Origin of the sequence: Bradyrhizobium sp. LB11.1 (assembly GCF_040549385.1) — a bacterium.
Taxonomy (GTDB): domain Bacteria; phylum Pseudomonadota; class Alphaproteobacteria; order Rhizobiales; family Xanthobacteraceae; genus Bradyrhizobium.
Genome location: NZ_JBEPTH010000004.1, coordinates 510904 through 529418, shown reverse-complemented (window position 1 = coordinate 529418; position 18515 = coordinate 510904). Strand labels below are relative to the sequence as shown.

The window sequence follows — 18515 nt, the reverse complement described above, 5'->3', positions numbered from 1 at the left end:
CCCTGGAGGGCAAGCGAGCTGAGTGCACGTCTGATGCCGTCCATGCCGATGATTGGCTATACACACGTCACCAAGAGCTTCGGTCTTCTCAAGGCCGTCGACGACGTGACGCTCGACATCGCCGAGGGCGAGTTTCTGGCCATCGTCGGCGGCTCGGGCTCGGGAAAAACGACGCTGCTGCGGCTCGCCAACCGGCTGATCGAAGCCGATGGCGGCACCATCACGGTCGAGGGCGAGGACGTCCAGAACGTCGATCCGGTCGCGCTGCGGCGCCGGATCGGCTACGTCTTCCAGAGCGGCGGGCTGTTCCCACATTTGAGCGTCGCCGACAATATCGGGATCACACCAAGGTTGCTCGGCGCGCCGACAGCCGAGATCGCTGCCCGCGTCGACGAGCTGATCGCGCTCGTGCAGCTCGACCGCGCTTCCCATCGCGACCGGCTGCCGGAGGCACTCTCAGGTGGGCAGCGCCAGCGCGTCGGCGTGGCGCGCGCGCTGGCCGCAAAGCCCCGCATCGTACTGATGGACGAGCCATTCGGCGCGCTCGATCCCCTCACCCGCGATGCGCTTGGCGAGGATTTTCGTGAGCTGCACCGCAAGCTCGGCCTGACCACCGTGATGATCACGCACGACATGACGGAGGCGATCTTGCTCGCCGACCGCATCGCGGTGATGCGCGGCGGCAAGCTGCTCGCGCAAGGCACGCCGGCGGAGCTGTCAGCGAGCAGCGACACTTACGTGCTGGAGCTGCTGCGCACCCCGCGGCGCCAGGTCGAACGGCTCAACGCGCGGCTGCCGCAGAGCGGTGCGGCATGAGCTTCCTCAATGATCCGCGCTGGGGCGAGGCCCTGTCGCATTTGCCGGACTATCTCGGCAATCATGTGCGGGTGAGCCTCGCCGCGCTTGCGCTTGGCCTGATTATCAGCATGCCGCTCGCAATCCTCACGCGCAATCGCCCGGCGCCGCGCGCCATCCTGCTCGCGCTCGCCAGCATCGTGCAGACCGTGCCGGGACTGGCGCTGCTCGCGCTGTTCTATCCGCTGCTGCTGCTCGCGGCGTCCGTGACGCTAAAATGGTTCGGCGTCTCCTTCTCCGCATTCGGCTTCCTGCCGGCGATGCTGGCGCTGGCGCTCTATTCGATGCTGCCGGTCCTGCGCAACGGCATCACCGGCCTCAACGGCATCGACCCCGCGCTGATCGAAGCCGCCAAGGGCGTCGGCATGACTGCGCGGCAGTCGCTCGTCATGGTCGAGCTGCCGCTGGCGCTGCCGGTGATGATGGCCGGCATCCGCACCGCCGCGGTGTGGGTGATCGGCACCGCGACGCTGTCGACGCCGATCGGGCAGACCAGCCTCGGCAACTACATTTTTGCAGGGCTTCAGACCCAGAATTGGGTGTTCGTGCTGTTCGGCTGTTTCGCGTCTGCGCTGCTCGCGCTCGCCGTCGATCAGCTGCTCGGCCTCATCGAGAGCGGGCTGCGCCAGCGCAGCCGCCTGCGCGCCGGGCTCGGCGCGATCGGGATTGCGGCGCTGGTTGCCGCGACGCTGGTGCCGACGATGGGACGTTCGTCGTCCGGCTATGTGGTCGGCGCAAAAACCTTTGCCGAGCAATATGTGCTGTCGGCTCTGCTTAGAGATCGCCTCCAGGCGGCCGACCTCTCCGCCACGTCGCGATCGGGTCTCGGCTCGAGCGTGATCTTCGAGGCGCTGAAGGCGGGCGACATCGATCTCTATGTCGATTATTCCGGCACGCTCTGGGCCAATCAGCTGCACCGTACCGACATCAAGCCGCGCGCGGAGCTGCTGGCAGATCTGAAGACTGCGCTCGCGAAGGACAACATCACCCTGCTTGGCGAGCTCGGCTTCGAGAATGCCTATGCCCTGGTGATGCCGAGGAAGCGCGCCGAGGCGCTTGGCATCCACAGCATCACCGATCTCGCCGCGCACGCATCGGCGATGTCGATTGCCGGCGATTACGAATTCTTCTCGCGGCCGGAATGGGCGGCGCTGCGGAAAGCCTATGGTCTTCAGTTCAGCGCCCAGCGCCAGATGCAGCCGGATTTCATGTACGCCGCCGTCGCCAGCGGCGAGGTCGACGTGATCGCCGGCTACACCAGCGATGGCCTGATCGCGAAATACGATCTCGTCGCGCTCGACGATCCCAACCACGCGATCCCCCCCTATGATGCCATCCTGCTGCTGGCGCCGAAGCGCGCCGGCGACGAGCGGCTCAAGGCAGCGCTCAAGCCGCTGCTCGGCAAGATCGACATCACCACCATGCGCGAGGCCAATTTGCGCGCCAGCGGCAACGACGCGAATTCCTCGCCCGATGCGGTCGCAAAGTGGCTGTGGAGCAAGATTGGACGACCGTAGATGGAGTTGAGGGGGTGGCCGCGATGGGGGATTTCGGCCACCCCCTCCTGCCCTTCTCTGGAGGACGAGAGGGCAACGCGCAATTAGATCACGCCCTCACCTCCTGGCGCTGGAACAGCACATAGCCGAACGCGAACAACACGATGGTGCCGGCGACGAGGCCGACGGTTTGCGGCCAGGCGATCATGATGCTTTCGCCAAAGGGCAGCGGTGCGCCCATCACGGCGCCGCGGAGCTGATCGAGAAAAACCGGCCCGAGCGCGCGGGTGGTCGGCGACAGCACCGCGAGCATGGCTTCGCCGAAAAGATCGTTTGGCGACAGCCGGAGCAGCTCCTGGGTCCAGACCGCAGTCGCCGGGTCGTTCAGGCCCAGCAACGCGTAGCGTGGATCTACCGGCGCGATCGCCTCCGCCACGGCCGGAGCCAGCATCGGCCAGAGCACGGCCAGGAACAGCCAGATGCTGAGCGAGACCAGCGCCGCGGTCGCGGGCGAGCGGAACACGATCGAGAGCAGCATCGCGAGCGACAGCCAGACGCCGGCATAAAAGATCGCCACGACCAAAAACACCAATGAGCGTGCGATCTCTTCTCCGCCGGGCGGCACGCCCAGGAAGATCAGGCCGAGGCCGATCACGAGCAGCCACAATGCGGCGAGGCTGATGCCGATGGTGGCGAGCGCCGCAAGGAACTTCCCCATCAGCAGCGCGTCGCGGTAGATCGGCTGCGCCAGGATCCGCGACAGCGTCCGCCGGTTGTGCTCGCTGTTGACGGCGTCGAAGCCGAGCCCGATCGCCATCAGCGGAATGAGGAATCCGAGAACGGCGACAAAGGACGGCAGCGGCGCCTGGTCGATGGTGAAGAGCCGCAGCAGCAGGAACGGGTCTTCGGCCGTGTTCTGCCGCAGGCTGTTGATCGCTTCATACAGCGCGGCCAGCGCCGTGAAGACGACCAACAGCTCCAGCATCAGCATGCGGATGCTGGAGACGTGATCGGCAAGCTCCTTGACGAACACGGTGGACAGGCCCTGGAACGGTGATCCCTCACGCCGCATGACGCACATCTCCCGTGGGCTCGGCCTGGAAATAGCGCGCGTAGATCGCCTCCAGGCTTGGCTCGTCGACCGACAATTTGCGCAAAGCCCCGTCGACCGCGACGACGGCGCGCGCCGCATCGGGCCGCACATCGCGCTCCGCGGTCATGCGGAAGCGGTCGACGGCGAGTGTATCGACCCGGGTGACCCCAGGGATCATCGCGAGCCGCCGGGCGATGCCGGGGCCCTCGGCCTCGACTTCCACGACGAAGCCCGCGCCGAGCACCTTCACCGCAAGCTCCGGCACCGCGCCCATCAGGACGATGTGGCCGGCCTTGAACAGCGCGACACGATCGCAGATGCGTTGCACCTGGTCGAGCAGGTGGGACGACAGCAGCACCGTGATGCCTTCCGCCTTCAATTCCCCGATCAGCCCGAGGAATTCCTGGGTGGCCTGCGGATCGAGACCCGAGGTCGGCTCGTCCAAGATCGCGATCTCGGCACGCTTCATGATGATCTCGGCCAGACCCAGCCGCTGCCGCATGCCGCGCGAGAAGGTCGCGACCCGCCTCAAGGCGACGTCCGCCAGACCGACGCGCGAGAGCGCCTGCTCGATCCGGCGGGCGCGCTCGGCACGCGTGAGGCCCATCAGCTTGGCAGTGTAGGCGAGGTTCTCCGTGGCCGTGAGCTGGTCATAGAAGCCGACGGCGTCTGGCAGGTACCCGACGCGGCGCTTGACCTCGAGGGGCGCGCGCGCCGGGTTGAAGCCAAGCACGCCGATCTCGCCCGACGAGATCTCGGTCAGGCCGAGCATCATCAGGATGGTCGTGGTCTTGCCCGCACCGTTCGGCCCGAGCAGGCCGAACACCTCTCCACGGACGATATCGAGGTCGATACCGTTCACTACCGCGGCGCTGCCGTATCGCCTCGTCAGGCCGCGCGCGCGGATGACGGGAACGCGCGGTGGACTCTTGGTCTCGGTCTGTTGTTCACTCATCGCCTGCCAAACCTCGCGACTGCGCCCAGCATCAACAACAGCGCGACACCGATAACACCGGCGCCCGCCACGCCCCAGACCGTCGAGGTGCCGACCGTGATGCGGAACTGGCCCGAGGCGTTTTCGCCCTTCGAGGTGGCGCGGATGGTGGTCTGGTAATCGCCCGCCAGCGACTTTTCGCTGGGCGTGAGCAGTGCCTGCACCTCGCTGTCCTTGCCGGGCACGAGCCGGTCGATCGTCGCCGGCTCGAAAGTCACCTTCCATCCGTTCGGCGCGGTGCCGGCCAGTGCGATGTTCTCGGCCGGTGCGGTGCCGGTGTTGGTTACGACGACGGGGATCGAGCTTTGCTTTCCGGCGACCGCACGCGCACTCAAGAGCCCGTCGCGTCCGGAGATCTGGAGCTGCGGCTCGCCGACCACATCCAGCGCGAGTTCGGTCGACGCCGAGGCGTCCTCCGCCTTCACCGTCACTTTCACCGGGAAGTGGCCGGCGTCGACGGTACTGGGAGGACGCACCTTCAGCTTGATGTCCTTGGATTGGCCGGCATCGATCGGGATCGAGGACAGCTCCTGGGTGCCATAGGCTTCGGTGAACGACGTCTCGAAATTCGCCGGCGCTTCCGCGGCGAAACTGGTGACGAGGTTGCGGCCGGAATCGTTCTTGATCGAGAGCGTGTAGTCGAAGTTCGATTTCGGGCTGCCGCGCAGCGACGGCAGGCTAGACTTCACGGTCAGCTTTGCCGGCAGCTCCTTGGCGAGCGACACCACGATCGGAAGCTCGGCGGTCGTGCCCTGCCCTTCGGCCCTGACCGTGAGCGTGTGCGCGCTGAGATCGCTGCCGGCCGGAACGTCGAGCCTGAGCTGGAGAGCGACGCTGCCATCGGGCGCCGGCATCGCCGCGCCGACCGGCTGGCCGCCGCCGAGCAGCGTTGCGGCCCAGCCGCTCGGCACGCCGGCGACCGAAAGTCCGTAGCGCTCCGGCGCGAGACCATAATCCTGAAGCCGCAGCGAAACGTTGGTCGTGGTCCCAGGCCGCACCGTGACGGCCGGGTAATCGGTCATGAGATAGAGGCCCTTGATATCATGCGCCGGTTCGGCGGCATGAACAGTGGGGCCAAGCAGCATGAGGGCAAATGCAAGACGCGCAGCGTCAAGCGCTCGCATGGACGATACTCCTGCAAGGAAAGTTGAACCCGGGATGGGCAACGCGCCAAAAGAGAGCGGCGGCGTGTCTGATGATGAGAGCAATCGTGACAAAGTTTGGGAAGCGAGGCGCCGCGCCAATTACAAGTCGGTGATTTCAGGTGTTTTCGGCTCAGACTTTAGTTGGAAAATCGCGCTCGGGCTCGGAAGATTAATATATCGTAATACGATATATCTTCGCCTATCCGAATGACGAATGCGAAAGACGCTAGAGCCCGTGTATCATGCCGGCATCGATCAGCAGCCGGTTGAGGCGCCGCGCCTCGGCGCCGTCCTTGCAGCCGTAAAAGATGCCCTTGCAGCGGAGCATGATCTCCTTCTGCTCCGCGAAAGACGGATCGAGCGGAATGCCCGCGGCCTCCTGGATCACCAGCGGCAGATAGGGACCGTCAACCGTGTCCATCACCGTGTTACTCTTCACCGGCTCGAAATTGACGGCCTCGATCGCGTAATAGGTCGCATAGAGACGCGGATCGTAAGCGTCGAGCTTCTTGCCGATCGCGCCCTCGTCGAGCCCGGGCTCGAGCAGATTGGGCGCGAACTCAGGTTGATGATCGCCATAGCGCACGATCAGAAAGGGCTCACCCGGAAAATTCTTCTTCAAGCCTGCGAGGAAGGCGTTGTATTGCTCGGCACTCATCGCCTGCCGGCGCAGATATTCGTCGATGGACGGCGCGTTGCCTGGTGCCCGCCAGTTCGGCATCAGCTCGGGACGGAAGCGCGTCTCCCAGGGAAAATGATTGGCGCCGAGATAGATGAAGGTGAACAGCGGCTTGTTCGGCGTGCGCTCGCCCATCAGCCGCAGCGCCTTGTCGTAGAAGAAGCTGTCGGGTTCGACGTCCTTGGCGCCGAGATCCCTGGAGTCAAGGAAGCGCTCGATGCCGGTCGTCACCTGAAAACTGCGCGCGCCCATGAAGCCGCCATAGGCGGGATAGAGCGACATCGTGTCGTAGCCGCAGCGGCGCAGCGCCAGCGGCAGGCCTCGCTCGACGCGCCCCGACGCAATGCGCGTCACGAAATATGCGAAGCGCCCGAACGAGCGCGAAGAGAGGCCGGCCAGCACGTTGTATTCGGTGAACCAGCTCGGCCCGCCATTGCTCTCGGCCAGGAATGTGCGCTCCTTGCCGTCCCAGGACTTGAAATGGGCGCCGTAGCCTGGCGGCACCTTGATGCCCTGCGCGGCGCGGATGTCGAAGCTCGATTCATCATGGATCATGATGATGTTCGGCCGCCGGCCAGCGGGATGGCAGGCGTCGACCAGCGGAATGTTGAGCCGCTCATTGGTCGAGGCGGCTGATTCCATAATGCCGTACTGGACAAAGTCGGATACTGCGGTGACGCCGGAGCGGAAGAACTTTGAGAGATAGCCGTCATCGTAATAGCCGCGCCAGGCTTCATCCGGATAATAGACGGAATAGCCAACCAGCCCGGCGAGACAGGCCAGCATGGCGGCAAGCGCCGGCAGGCGGCGGATGCGAAATGGATCGAGCCACCACAGCGCATACATCAGCGGCAGTGTGACGAAACCGGCGCCAATCACCGACCAGCGCAAATTCGGGAAGATCGTAAACAGAAACGCGACCGTGTCGCGGTCGATCATCATCAGGTCGATGAAGTTCACCGTCATCTGCACGACGTCGTGCTTGAGCCGCGACAGCAACACCAGCACCACGACCATGGTCAGCGACAGCGCGCCCGACAGTGCCGGCCGGCGCAGCAGCGTGATCCAGAAGAAGTTGAGGATGCCCCAGGCGAGCAAGAAGGAGAGGCGCGAGCCGAAATCGGTCTCGGTCTCGTACATCAGGGCAAGCGCTGCGAAATGCGGCGTGGCAACCGCGAGCAGCCGCCAGATGCCGAGCGCGGCGACGCTCGCCAGGGCGGCGGTGGTGGCGGAAGGACCTGGATTGGGCGCGGACGCCATCGACGACACGCAACTTCTGGTCCGGCGCGGTGATGCCAAGCCGTCTGGCGGGCCTGCGGCGTTCGGCGCAGCCGGAAAGCCTGCACCGTGTCATAAAACTGTAATGTAATGGTCACTGGCAGGCAACGCGATCCGCCATCCGACCTTCGCTTAATCTTAGCGGATGACGAAGGGCCGCACCTGGGCGATGCTAAGCCTTCGCGATTCCCGCGATGAACAGATCGATCACCCCCGCCGCCATCTGCTCGATCTCGTCCTCCTCCACGCCCCAGCGCGGAAAATGGCCATCGAGATTCATCCGGGCGAAACCGTAGACCATGGCACGGCCGGCGACACCGCGGCCCGGCGGGCGGCTTCGCGCACCGAGACCTCGGCGCCTTCGGCGGCCAGTTGCAGCGCAGCATCAATCAGCACACGGCGGAGGTCGCCGTGGTGATAGGGCCGGGCTTTGGGTGTCTGGCGACGGGCACGCGGATACGCGGCGTTCCTCTTTCCGCTGTTCGCGGTGATGGCGATGCGAATGATCGCGATGGCCGCCCACCCCCGCCGACTGACCGCCGAGGTGGGCTGAATATTGCTCAACCCTGCGGCAGCAGCCCGAGCCGCTTGGCGATGATGCGGTCGACGGCTCGCTTGGGCAGCGTGGCCGTAATGAAGTGTCGCATCCGATCGGGCGCTATCTGGTAGCGAACCCGAGGCTTTGCGGCCGTGAGCGCCTCGAACACAACCTCGGCGATCCGCTCGGCCGGCAGCCCGGTCTCACCGAGCTTCATCATGAACGCCATGACCTTATTGAGCGCCGGGAGATAGGGCGAGTTCTGGTAGACCGACATGTCGAACTGCTCGGCCTTGCTCCAGATCGGCGTCTTGACCGCACCGGGCGCAACGATGATGACGTCGATGCCGAACAGCATCAGCTCGCGGCGCAGGCTCTCCGACAGGCCCTCGATCGCGTGCTTGGAGGTGCAATAGGGTGCCGACAGCGGATTGCCGTTCTTGCCCGCGACCGAGCTGATCATCACGATCCGCCCCTTCGGCCCCTTTAGCGACGGGTCGGCGCCGAGCAGCGGCCCGAACGCCTGCGTCGCGATCACAGGGCCGATGACGTTGATGTCCATCTGGCGGCGGAAATCATCCGCCGACAATTCGAGCACGGGGCCAGCGACGGCAACGCCGGCATTGTTGACGAGACCCGCCAGCGTCTCGCCGCCCAGTGCCTCGCGCACCTGCCGCGCGGCCGCCAGCACGGCGGCCTCGTCGGTGACGTCGAACAGCAGCGGCGTGAAGTTCGCGCCGAACTCACCCGCCAGCCGATCGGCATCGGCCTGCTTGCGGACGCTGCCGAAGACGCGATAGCCGCGTCCGATCAGATATTTCGCAATGGCCCAGCCAATGCCGGTGGACGCGCCGGTGATGACGACAGATCGCATGGTCCTTCCCCCCTTTGTACCCCGCGATCAATGTAGGGGGAGGCCGCGCCAGCGCAATGCCATGAGGTTCTCAAGCCGCGCACCGACGGCCTTTTTTGAGGCCGCGTCGCGCCGCAAGCAGATGCAGCAGGTGTCGGTTCTTAAGATGAAGTGGCGCGCGAACGTCACAAAATGCGATTGATTGCGTCCTGAGAGTGCGGATGAAGAGCAGAATCCTAGACTTTGATGACGCAGCGTTTTTGGCGATCGCAAACTCTGAAAAGGTTTGGAGAAACGACGCGGGCCCAAGAATATGGTTTAAGCGTCAGTTCTTGCTGCTCTGAGAGCACTTCAGCTCGCGAAGAATTTGAATGAAGCAGCAATGCTTCGCGCGAGATGAAAAGAGCGAGACCGCTGTTTGCGATCTCGCCCAGATATAGTCGCGAAGGTTTTAAGATTTGGTTTGGCGAGCGAAGCTTTTTGTTTTCGCTCTCGCGTCCCAAACGTAGCGGATCAACGACGCGCCACGTCCAGGGACTTGCGACTTAGTTCTTCGACTTGTCGACCAGCGCGCCCTTCTTGATCCAGGGCATCATGTCGCGCAGCTTCGCGCCGACTTCCTCGATCGGGTGCTGGGCGAGCTTGGCGCGGGTCGCCTTGAACGAGGTCTGGTTGACCTTGTTCTCGAGCATCCAGTCGCGGGCGAACTTGCCGCCCTGGATGTCGGCGAGAACGCGCTTCATCTCGGCCTTGGTCTCGGCGGTGACGATGCGTGGGCCGGTGACGTACTCGCCGAACTCGGCGGTGTTGGAAATCGAATAGTTCATGTTGGCGATGCCGCCTTCATAGATCAGGTCGACGATCAGCTTCACTTCGTGCAGGCACTCGAAATAGGCCATCTCCGGCGCGTAGCCGGCTTCGACCAGGGTCTCGTAGCCACCCTTAATCAGCTCGACCAGGCCGCCGCAGAGCACGACCTGCTCGCCGAACAGGTCGGTCTCGCACTCTTCCTTGAAGGTGGTCTCGATGATGCCCGCGCGGCCGCCGCCAACGGCAGAGGCGTAGGACAGGCCGAGGTCATGGGCGTTACCCGAGACGTCCTTGGCGATCGCGATCAGGCAAGGCACGCCGCCGCCGCGCTGATACTCAGAGCGCACGGTGTGGCCGGGGCCCTTCGGCGCGATCATCAGCACGTCGAGGTCGGCGCGCGGGTCGAGCAGGTTGAAGTGGACGTTGAGGCCGTGCGCGAACACGAGGGCGGCGCCCTTCTTCATGTTGTCGTGCAGGTGCTCGCGATAGATGTCGCCCTGGAGCTCGTCCGGGGTCAGCATCATGACGAGGTCGGCCCATTTGGCGGCGTCGGCGACGTCCATCACCTTGAAGCCGGCGGCTTCCGCTTTCTTGACCGAGCCCGAGTCCTTGCGCAGCGCAATCGCCACCTCCTTGACGCCGGAGTCCTTCAGGTTGAGCGCATGGGCGTGACCCTGGCTACCATAGCCGACGATGGCGACCTTCTTCCCCTTGATCAGGTTCAGGTCGGCGTCGCGATCGTAATAAACACGCATAGTCGTTTCCTCGTTCAGGGCCAGAAGCGGCCGATAGTCAGTGTGCGAAGGGTGAAATTTGCGGATTTCGAGGGCTGTCTAGAGCATTTTGGCCCCTTAAGGAAACCCGTTTCTGCATGGAAATCCGCGACATCATGCATCCATGAAAACGGGGTAGAGGGAGGCGAGCAGCAGGAGCGCCATCAGGATATTGAAGGCGCGGACGAGCCGCTCCGAGGTCAGCACCGGTCGTAGTGCAGTGCCGAAGAAAGCCCAGACTACGGTCGAAACCGTGCCCACCAGCAGGCTGATCAGGGTCTGGATGGCGATGTTGATCGGGAATTGGGCGATTGCCGCATAGGCGGTGATGGTCCCGATCACGATCACCCAGCCCTTGGCATTGATCCACTGGAACATGGCGGCGCCCCAGAAGGTCATCGGGCCGCGACCGTCCTCGCTGCCTGGCGTGGTCGGTCCGGACATCGCGATCACGGCAGCGAGGTAAATCAGGTAAGCAGCGCCGGCATATTTCAGGATGGTCTGGAGGATCGGATAGGCCAGGAAGACGGTGCCGAGCCCGAGGCCGACGGTGGCGACCATGAAGGCAAAGCCGAGGACGATGCCGACGATGTGCGGAATGGTGCGGCGGAAGCCGTAGGTCAGGCCTGAGGCCAACAGCATGATGTTGTTCGGCCCGGGGGTGAAGTACATCACCACCATGAAGGCGAGGAAGGCGTAGAAGAGCGAGTGCGCCATATTCACCTCACGCGGTCTTCGCAAGCGGCCGCGGCCGCCTGACCAGCACCATCACCGCGATGCCGCCAACGACGGTCAGCATGCCGGCGAGGCGCAGCGGCCCGAACCGCTCGCCGAACACGATGCTGGACGCGGCCGAGCCGACGAACGGCACCAGCAGCGCGAACGGCACCACTTGCGCAGCGGGATAATCACGCAGCAACCGCCCCCACAGCCAATAGGCAATGCTGGTGGAGATAGCGCCGATCACCAGCAGGCAGATCAGGCCGGTCAGCGACATATGGATCAGCGCGTGCACTGTCGGCTCCGGCCCGTTCACGACCAGGGTCAGCGCCAATAGCGGCACCGCGGTCGCAAGGCAGAGCCAGGCGAACAAATCGAACATCGGCACGCCCCGCGCCCCGCGTAGCAAGATGTTGCCGATCGCAAAACTGACCGGCGCGATCATCAGCACAGCGAAGGCAGCGACGCTGAAATCGTAGCCGACAGTGCCGCAGATCATCAGCAGCCCGATGGCCGCGATAACGACGCCCAGCGTCTGTACCGGCGTCGGACGTTCGCCGAAGGCGATCGCCGCGAAGCCGATCGTGAACAGCGCCTGGCTCTGCACGACGACGGAGGTCAGGCCCACCGGTACGCCATGGGCGATGCCGTAAGCCTGCGACAGAAACTGGCCGAGGAACAGCGTAAAGCTGATCGCGATCAGCAGCGACCAAGCGACCTTCGGCTTGGGAATGAACAGGCACGGCACCGCGGCGATGGTGAAGCGCATCGCCGTCATCAGCTCCGGCGAAAACTCGTCGAGCGCAATCCGGCTCGCCACGAAGGCAAGCCCCCAGATGATCGCGACCAAAAGCGCGATGAGGATGTCGGCCGGCTTCATTGTTGTTTCCGGTTCTGCGCTGTCGTGCAGCCCTGCTTGTTGTTCCGCTCTAGCCCTGCTCGCCGGCTTTCGGTTTGCGCAAAAGATAAGTGCCGTGCATCGGCGCGTGATAGTCGGCCGAAGCCAGCGTGAAGCCGACATCGATCAACATCCGCTCCATGACCCAGCCGAAGGTGGTATATTCGTCGCGCATATGCGTCACCACGGTCTCGCGCGAGAAATCGTGGTTCTTGATCTCGAAGTCGGCCCATTGCTCGACGTCGCGCTCGATTGCGTCCGGCATCGAGGCGTAGACGATGTCGCGCAAGTAAAAGCTCGCGCCGGGCTTGAGCGCACGAAAGATCCGCGACATTGCCACGGCCTTCCAGAAATCCGGCAGATGATGCAGTGTAAACTCGCTGACGATCAGATCGTAGGACTCTGGCCGGTAAGCGAAGCTGAGCAGGCCGGCCGATTGGGTGCGCACGGGCGCTTTGCGGTCGCGGGCGTAGATCTCGGCAAGCGCCAGCATGGCCGGCGAGATGTCTATGGCGTCGACCTCGGCACCCATAAGGGCTGCTTCGGTCGCCAGCACGCCGTTGCCGCAGCCGATATCGGCGATGCGCCAGCCACGCTGGACTCCCAGCATTTTCAGTGCGGCGCGCGCCCGCAGATCGGCATCGTCGTGGGCGTCGTAGATCGACGCCACCGCGGGCTCGATGCCCATCCGGTTCCGCTCGTTATAGTACCAGTCGCGCGCCAGCATGGTTCACATCCCTTCAGGCCCGCGACCGATCGCGGCAACGCCGGTGCGCGACACCTCGACTAGGCCGAGCGGACGCATCAGGTCGATAAACTGGTTGATCTTGTCGGTATTGCCTGTGATCTCGAACACGAAGCTCTCGGTGGTGGCGTCGATCACGCGTGCGCGGAACGCATCCGCCAGCCGCAGCGCCTCGACGCGATGCTCGCCCTGTCCGCGTACCTTCACCATCGCCAGTTCGCGCTCGATCGAGCGGCGAGTCTGGGTCATGTCGACGACCTGGTAGACCGGAACCATGCGGTCGAGCTGATGCTTGATCTGCTCGATCACCATCGGGGTCCCCGTGGTGACGATGGTGATGCGCGAGAGGTGCTTCTGGCTCTCGGTCTCCGAGACCGTGAGGCTTTCGATGTTGTAGCCACGGCCCGAGAACAGGCCAATGACGCGCGCGAGCACGCCCGGCTCGTTCTGCACGAGCACCGCAAGCGTGTGCGTCTCGTTGGGATCGTGACGCTCCTCGATGAAGTAGGCGGATGCGGGCTGGTTCATTGTCGTCCCCTCTTGTCCCTTCCTCACGCCATCGCTGGCGCGTCTGTCCCGACCCAACGGCGGAACAGATCGAAATCGATATTGCCGCCTGACAGCACGAGACCGACGCGCTTGCCCTTCAGCTTGTTCTTTTCTTGCAGCGCCGCGGCGAGCGCGGCCGCGCCAGCGCCTTCGGCGAGATTGTGCGTGTCGGTCCAGTAGGCGCGGATCGCCGCAGCGACCTCGTCGTCGGTGACCTGGACAATGCGCGAGGCGCCGCTGTGGATCAGCGCGAACGCTTCCGCGTCGGGAATGCGCGTCGCCATGCCGTCAGCGAGTGTGTTGGCGGTCTCGGTCGTCACGACTTGGCCTGCCGCGAACGACAGCGCGTAGGACGGCGCTTCCGTCGACTGCACGCCGACGATCTCGGTCTTCAGACCCAGAAGGTCGCGCGCCATGATGCAGCCGCAGATTCCGGAACCCTGCCCGATCGGCACATAGAGGATGCCGAGATCGGGCGCTGAGCGAAACAGCTCGAGCGCGTAGGTCGCGACACCCAAGACCAGATCAGGATGGAACGATGGCACCATGTGGAGGCCCGCGAACTGAGCGTGGCGTCCCGCCTCCTCGCGGGCGGCCTGAAAATCCTCGCCATGCTCGACGAGCTCGGCGCCAAAGGCCTTCATCGCGCGATTCTTCTCGACCGAGTTGCCGCGCGGCACGTAGATCACCGCGGGCACGCCGTGTCGGCTAGCAGCATACGCCAGGCTCTGGCCGTGATTACCGCGCGTCGCCGAGATGATGCCGGGCGTGTTCGGCCGCTCGCGCTTCAGCCGGTCGAGATAGACCAGCCCGCCGCGCACCTTGAAGGCGCCGATCGGCGTGTGGTTCTCATGCTTGACCACGACCTCGGTGCCAAGCCGTCCAGCGAGCAGCGGCCAGCCGCGTGCCGGCGTTGCGGGCACCGCCTGTCCCACGATCGCATGTGCGCGTTCGAGTTCCGTCAGATCGAACATGGCCTCACACCAGCGCCTTGCCACCGGCGAACGCCTTGGCGGTGGCCTCGTCGTTGGCATGCTCAGGCAACAGCATCTCGTTATGCGCCTTGCCGGAGGGGATCATCGGGAAGCAGTTTTCCAGCGCCGCGACGCGGCAGTCGAACAGCACCGGGCGCTTGACCGAGATCATTTCCTGGATGGCACCGTCGAGATCGGACGGCTTATGCACCTGGATGCCGACGCCGCCATAGGCTTCCGCGAGCTTGACGAAATCCGGCAGCGCCTCGGAGTAGGAATGCGACAGCCGGTTGCCGTGGAGCAATTGCTGCCACTGCCGCACCATGCCCATGTACTGGTTGTTCAGGATGAAGATCTTGATCGGCAGTTCATACTGAACCGCCGTCGACATCTCCTGCATCGTCATCTGCACCGAAGCATCGCCCGCGATGTCGATGACGAGGCTGTCGGGATGCGCCACCTGCACGCCGACCGCGGCCGGCAGGCCGTAGCCCATGGTGCCGAGACCGCCCGACGTCATCCAGCGATGCGGCTCCTCGAAGCCGAAGAACTGCGCCGCCCACATCTGGTGCTGGCCGACCTCGGTCGTGATGTAGGTGTCCTTGCCGCGCGTTGCCTCGAACAGGCTCTGAATAGCGTGCTGCGGCAGAATGACGTCGTTGCTCTTCTTGTAATAGAGCGAGTTGCGGGCGCGCCACTGCGCGATCTGCTGCCACCACGCCTTGACATCGGGCTTCTTCGCCTCCGCCTTGAACACCTGGAGGATGTCGCCGAGGATGTTGCCGCAGTCACCAATGATCGGCACGTCGACGCGGATGTTCTTGTTGATCGAGGACGGATCGATGTCGATGTGGATCTTCTTCGAGTTCGGCGAGAACGCGTCGACACGGCCGGTGATGCGGTCATCGAAGCGCGCGCCGACGCACAGCATGACGTCGCAATCATGCATCGTCATGTTGGCTTCGTAGGTGCCGTGCATGCCGAGCATGCCGAGCCAGTTCTTGCCCGATGCCGGATAAGCCCCCAGGCCCATCAGCGTCGAGGTGATCGGGAAGCCCGTGACCTCGACTAGCTCGCGCAACAGCTTGGTCGCTTCGGGGCCGGAGTTGATGACGCCGCCACCGCTATAGATCACCGGGCGCTTGGCATTGGCGAGCAACGACACGGCCTTGCGGATCTGTGTCGCATCGCCCTTCACGCGCGGCGCATAGGAGCGATGCACGTCGGACTTGCGTGGCGGATGATAGGTGCCGGTTGCGAACTGGACGTCCTTGGGGACGTCGACCAGCACCGGGCCCGGACGGCCCGTGGTCGCAACGTAGAAGGCTTCGTGCAGGACCTTGGCGAGATCGTTGACGTCACGCACCAGCCAATTGTGTTTGGTGCAGGGACGCGTGATGCCAACGGTATCGCATTCCTGGAACGCGTCGTTGCCGATCAGATGCGTCGGCACCTGACCGGAGATGCAGACCAGCGGGATCGAGTCCATCAGCGCATCGGTCAGCGGCGTCACCATGTTGGTGGCGCCGGGCCCGGAGGTCACCAGCGCAACGCCGGGCCTGCCGGTCGAGCGGGCATAGCCTTCCGCGGCGTGACCGGCGCCCTGCTCATGGCGGACCAGGATGTGCTGAACTTCGCTCTGCTGGAAGATCTCGTCATAAATCGGAAGCACCGCGCCGCCGGGATAGCCGAAAATGTCGGTCACGCCGTGATCGATGAGCGCGCGGACGATCATCGCGGCGCCGGTCATCTGGTTCGGATCGTGGCTGTTGTCGCTCATTGGCTTGCTCCGGATGCGCTGTTGTCAGCGGCTTCGTTCGTGTCGGGTTCGGGAAATAAAAAAGGCCCCGAAGAAGGGACCCTGCACACCGCCTGTCATGTGGATGGCAGCTAGCCACCCCCGGCGGTGTGCCTGGGTACGACGGCGATAAGGAGTTTGGTAATAATGTTGCGCATGACGGACGCTCGACTTCCCAAAGGTTGCGCGAAACATAGCGGCCAAAGCCCGGATGTCAAGGCAATGCGGCCATTCGCGTGCGATTTTGGCAGTGTAGCGGTGTTCCCAGGATACGGCGAGAGGTAAAATCGGGAATCCTCGTACAAAAGCGCGTCAGCCGGGGTGCCGCGCAGCAGTGACGGCGGCCGCGAGCCATCCCCTCGCCGTCTCGGGCTTCACCCATTCGAAATCCGGCAATTGATGCCGGAACCAGGTGAACTGCCGCTTGGCATAGTGGCGGGTGTCGGCGCGGCCGATCATGGCAGCCTCGTCCAGGCTAATCTCACCGCGCAGATGCCGGATCAGGGCCGGGACGCCGTGGGCCTTCATGGCTGGCAGCAGCGGGTCGAGGCCACGGGCGGCGATCTGCTCGACCTCGGTCAGGGCACCGGCGCCCAGCATGGCATCGAAACGCGCGTCGATCCGGGCATAGAGCTCGGCGCGCTCGGGGGCGAGAAACACCGCGCGAAAACTGTCCGTCGGCAGCAACGGTGGCTGGCCCTCATGGTGCCAGTCGAGCAGCGATCGGCCGGTCGCCTCGACCACTTCAAGCGCGCGTGCGATCCGCGTGCGGTCGCGCAGATTCAGTCGCTCTGCCGCGCGCGAGTCGCGAAGCGCAAGTTCCGCATGCAGCGCCTCGACGCCGTTCCGCTCCAGCCGCGCGCGCACATTTTCGCGTATTTCAGCAGGAATGGGCGGCACCACCGAAAGACCTGCGGTCAGCGCCTTGAAATACAACCCGGTGCCGCCGATGAAAATCGGCAGGCGGCCCTCGGCCTTCGCCTCTTCCAGCACCTTTGCAGCATCAGTCACCCAGGCGCCGGCCGAAAAGTTCACGGCCGCATCGACATGCCCATAGAGGCGATGCGGAACGCGCGTCTCCTCATCCTGCGTGGGGCGTGCCGTGATGATGCGGAGGTCGCGATAGACCTGCATCGAATCGGCATTGATGACGATCCCGCCTGCACTGAGGGCAAGCTCCAGCGCCAGCGCCGACTTGCCGCTGGCGGTCGGGCCTGCGATAAGCACAGCCTTGCCAACATGCGTTCTGCTGACTTGCCTCTCGCTCACGAAAACCTCAAATGTCCCTCGTCGCCACGCTGATCTGCAACCCCGCCAATCCCGCCCTCGACTCGACCATCGTCGACGGTGCCCGTGCTGTGCTGCCCAACGCAGCACCCGCGCACTGGCTGTTCGACGGGGTTGCGGTCGACATTCCCTTTGGCGCCGCCAGTAACCTCGAAGGCGACCGTCACGCCATCGAAGAGCGGCTGCGCGAGCTTCGCGTCGACCTGCCCATCGACATCGTCGTGCAGCCTGCCGGCGTCCGGCGCAAGAAGCTTTTTCTCGCCGACATGGATTCCACCATGATCGGCCAGGAATGCATCGACGAGCTCGCCGATCTCGTCGGGATGAAGGCTCATGTGGCGGGCATCACCGAACGCGCGATGCGCGGTGAGATCGAGTTCGAACCGGCGCTGCGCGAGCGCGTCGCACTGCTGAAGGACCTCCCCGCCAGCGTCGTCGAAGAGGTGCTGGCCAAGCGCATTACGCTGACCCCGGGCGGCCGCGAATTGGTCGCGACCATGCGCGCCCACGGCGCCTATACCTGCCTCGTCTCCGGCGGCTTCACCCTGTTCACGAGCGCAGTCGCGGCCAAGATCGGCTTCCAGGAGAACCGCGCCAACGAGCTCGTCGTGCGCGACGGCAAGTTCACCGGCGAGGTGAAGGAGCCGATTTTGGGCCGCGCAGCAAAGCTCGCAACGCTGGTGGATCTGATGGAGTCGTTCGATCTCGACGACATCGACTCGGTCGTGGTCGGCGACGGCGCCAATGATCTCGCGATGATCCAGGCGGCGGGGCTCGGCGTGGCGTATCACGCGAAGCCGGCGGTCGCGGCCGCCGCGGCGGCGCGAATCGACCACGGCGATCTCACCGCGCTGCTGTATGCGCAGGGCTATCGGCGGGATGAGTTTGTGGAGGCGTAGCCTCTTCTTGCTACATGCACCGCAGCCGTAGGGTGGGGCAAAGGCGCGTCAGCACCGTGCCCACCGTTCTTGCCGCGACGGTAGAAGAATGGTGGCACGCTTCCGCTCAGCCCACCCTACGGGACCGTGCG

The 18515-nt window shown here is 64.4% G+C and carries 18 protein-coding genes; 4 read left to right on the top strand and 14 right to left on the bottom strand.

Annotated features, from left to right (window positions below):
- Window positions 1–33 precede the first annotated feature (33 nt).
- Both ABIA96_RS13835 and ABIA96_RS13830 read left to right on the top strand, forming a co-directional pair.
- Window positions 34–816 carry an ATP-binding cassette domain-containing protein gene (locus tag ABIA96_RS13835; RefSeq protein WP_354137595.1) on the top strand — a complete coding sequence of 261 codons (783 nt, stop codon included), beginning with the start codon at window positions 34–36 and terminating at the stop codon, window positions 814–816.
- On the top strand, window positions 813–2372 hold the full coding sequence (locus tag ABIA96_RS13830; RefSeq protein WP_354137594.1) for an ABC transporter permease/substrate-binding protein: 1560 nt from the start codon (window positions 813–815) through the stop codon (window positions 2370–2372). The genes ABIA96_RS13835 and ABIA96_RS13830 overlap by 4 nt, the downstream gene beginning before the upstream one ends.
- Before the next feature lie 88 nt (window positions 2373–2460).
- Here ABIA96_RS13830 and ABIA96_RS13825 read toward each other — a convergent pair whose 3' ends face one another.
- Genes ABIA96_RS13825 through ABIA96_RS13815 form a run of 3 tightly spaced genes read right to left on the bottom strand, consistent with a single transcriptional unit; the run spans window position 2461 to window position 5562 of the window.
- On the bottom strand, window positions 2461–3423 hold the full coding sequence (locus tag ABIA96_RS13825) for an ABC transporter permease (protein WP_354137593.1): 963 nt from the start codon (window positions 3421–3423) through the stop codon (window positions 2461–2463).
- Window positions 3413–4399, bottom strand: coding sequence for an ABC transporter ATP-binding protein (locus ABIA96_RS13820; protein WP_354137592.1), 987 nt, complete (start codon window positions 4397–4399; stop codon window positions 3413–3415). Before ABIA96_RS13820 ends, ABIA96_RS13825 begins: the two co-directional genes overlap by 11 nt.
- Entirely contained in the window at window positions 4396–5562 is a 1167-nt protein-coding gene (locus ABIA96_RS13815; RefSeq protein ID WP_354137591.1) for a COG1470 family protein, read from the bottom strand. The genes ABIA96_RS13820 and ABIA96_RS13815 overlap by 4 nt, the downstream gene beginning before the upstream one ends.
- On the opposite strand from ABIA96_RS13815, the gene ABIA96_RS13810 reads away from it, so the two are divergent.
- Window positions 5561–5794 (top strand): hypothetical protein, encoded by a 234-nt coding sequence (locus ABIA96_RS13810; protein WP_354137590.1) that lies wholly within the window; start codon window positions 5561–5563, stop codon window positions 5792–5794. The two genes, ABIA96_RS13815 and ABIA96_RS13810, sit on opposite strands and share 2 nt — an antisense overlap.
- A gap of 15 nt (window positions 5795–5809) precedes the next feature.
- Here ABIA96_RS13810 and ABIA96_RS13805 read toward each other — a convergent pair whose 3' ends face one another.
- From ABIA96_RS13805 to miaA, 11 genes are all read right to left on the bottom strand, one after another.
- A complete protein-coding gene (locus ABIA96_RS13805; RefSeq protein ID WP_354137589.1) occupies window positions 5810–7522 on the bottom strand; it encodes a sulfatase-like hydrolase/transferase in 1713 nt (570 codons plus the stop codon).
- A 294-nt stretch (window positions 7523–7816) separates the two neighbouring features.
- A complete protein-coding gene (locus tag ABIA96_RS13800; protein WP_354137588.1) occupies window positions 7817–8104 on the bottom strand; it encodes a hypothetical protein in 288 nt (95 codons plus the stop codon).
- Window positions 8101–8952, bottom strand: a complete 852-nt coding sequence (locus tag ABIA96_RS13795) for an SDR family oxidoreductase (RefSeq protein WP_354137587.1) — start codon at window positions 8950–8952, stop codon at window positions 8101–8103. The genes ABIA96_RS13800 and ABIA96_RS13795 overlap by 4 nt, the downstream gene beginning before the upstream one ends.
- A gap of 524 nt (window positions 8953–9476) precedes the next feature.
- The gene (gene ilvC, locus ABIA96_RS13790) at window positions 9477–10496 is read right to left on the bottom strand and encodes a ketol-acid reductoisomerase (protein WP_354137586.1); all 1020 of its coding nucleotides are present in this window, start codon (window positions 10494–10496) and stop codon (window positions 9477–9479) included.
- 132 nt (window positions 10497–10628) lie between these two features.
- On the bottom strand, window positions 10629–11231 hold the full coding sequence (locus tag ABIA96_RS13785; RefSeq protein ID WP_354137585.1) for a LysE family translocator: 603 nt from the start codon (window positions 11229–11231) through the stop codon (window positions 10629–10631).
- A gap of 7 nt (window positions 11232–11238) precedes the next feature.
- Window positions 11239–12114 (bottom strand): EamA family transporter, encoded by an 876-nt coding sequence (locus ABIA96_RS13780; RefSeq protein WP_354137584.1) that lies wholly within the window; start codon window positions 12112–12114, stop codon window positions 11239–11241.
- A gap of 49 nt (window positions 12115–12163) precedes the next feature.
- Entirely contained in the window at window positions 12164–12859 is a 696-nt protein-coding gene (locus ABIA96_RS13775) for a class I SAM-dependent methyltransferase (protein WP_354137583.1), read from the bottom strand.
- A gap of 3 nt (window positions 12860–12862) precedes the next feature.
- On the bottom strand, window positions 12863–13405 hold the full coding sequence (gene ilvN, locus ABIA96_RS13770; RefSeq protein ID WP_354137582.1) for an acetolactate synthase small subunit: 543 nt from the start codon (window positions 13403–13405) through the stop codon (window positions 12863–12865).
- A gap of 23 nt (window positions 13406–13428) precedes the next feature.
- Complete coding sequence (locus tag ABIA96_RS13765) at window positions 13429–14400, bottom strand: threonine dehydratase (protein WP_354137581.1); 972 nt, start codon at window positions 14398–14400, stop codon at window positions 13429–13431.
- A gap of 4 nt (window positions 14401–14404) precedes the next feature.
- Window positions 14405–16180, bottom strand: a complete 1776-nt coding sequence (locus ABIA96_RS13760; protein ID WP_354137580.1) for an acetolactate synthase 3 large subunit — start codon at window positions 16178–16180, stop codon at window positions 14405–14407.
- A gap of 330 nt (window positions 16181–16510) precedes the next feature.
- On the bottom strand, window positions 16511–17467 hold the full coding sequence (gene miaA / locus ABIA96_RS13755) for a tRNA (adenosine(37)-N6)-dimethylallyltransferase MiaA (protein ID WP_354137579.1): 957 nt from the start codon (window positions 17465–17467) through the stop codon (window positions 16511–16513).
- Window positions 17468–17478: 11 nt separating this feature from the next.
- Here miaA and serB point away from each other — a divergent pair, with 11 nt between their 5' ends.
- Entirely contained in the window at window positions 17479–18384 is a 906-nt protein-coding gene (gene serB / locus ABIA96_RS13750) for a phosphoserine phosphatase SerB (protein ID WP_354137578.1), read from the top strand.
- The last annotated feature ends 131 nt before the right edge of the window (window positions 18385–18515 follow it).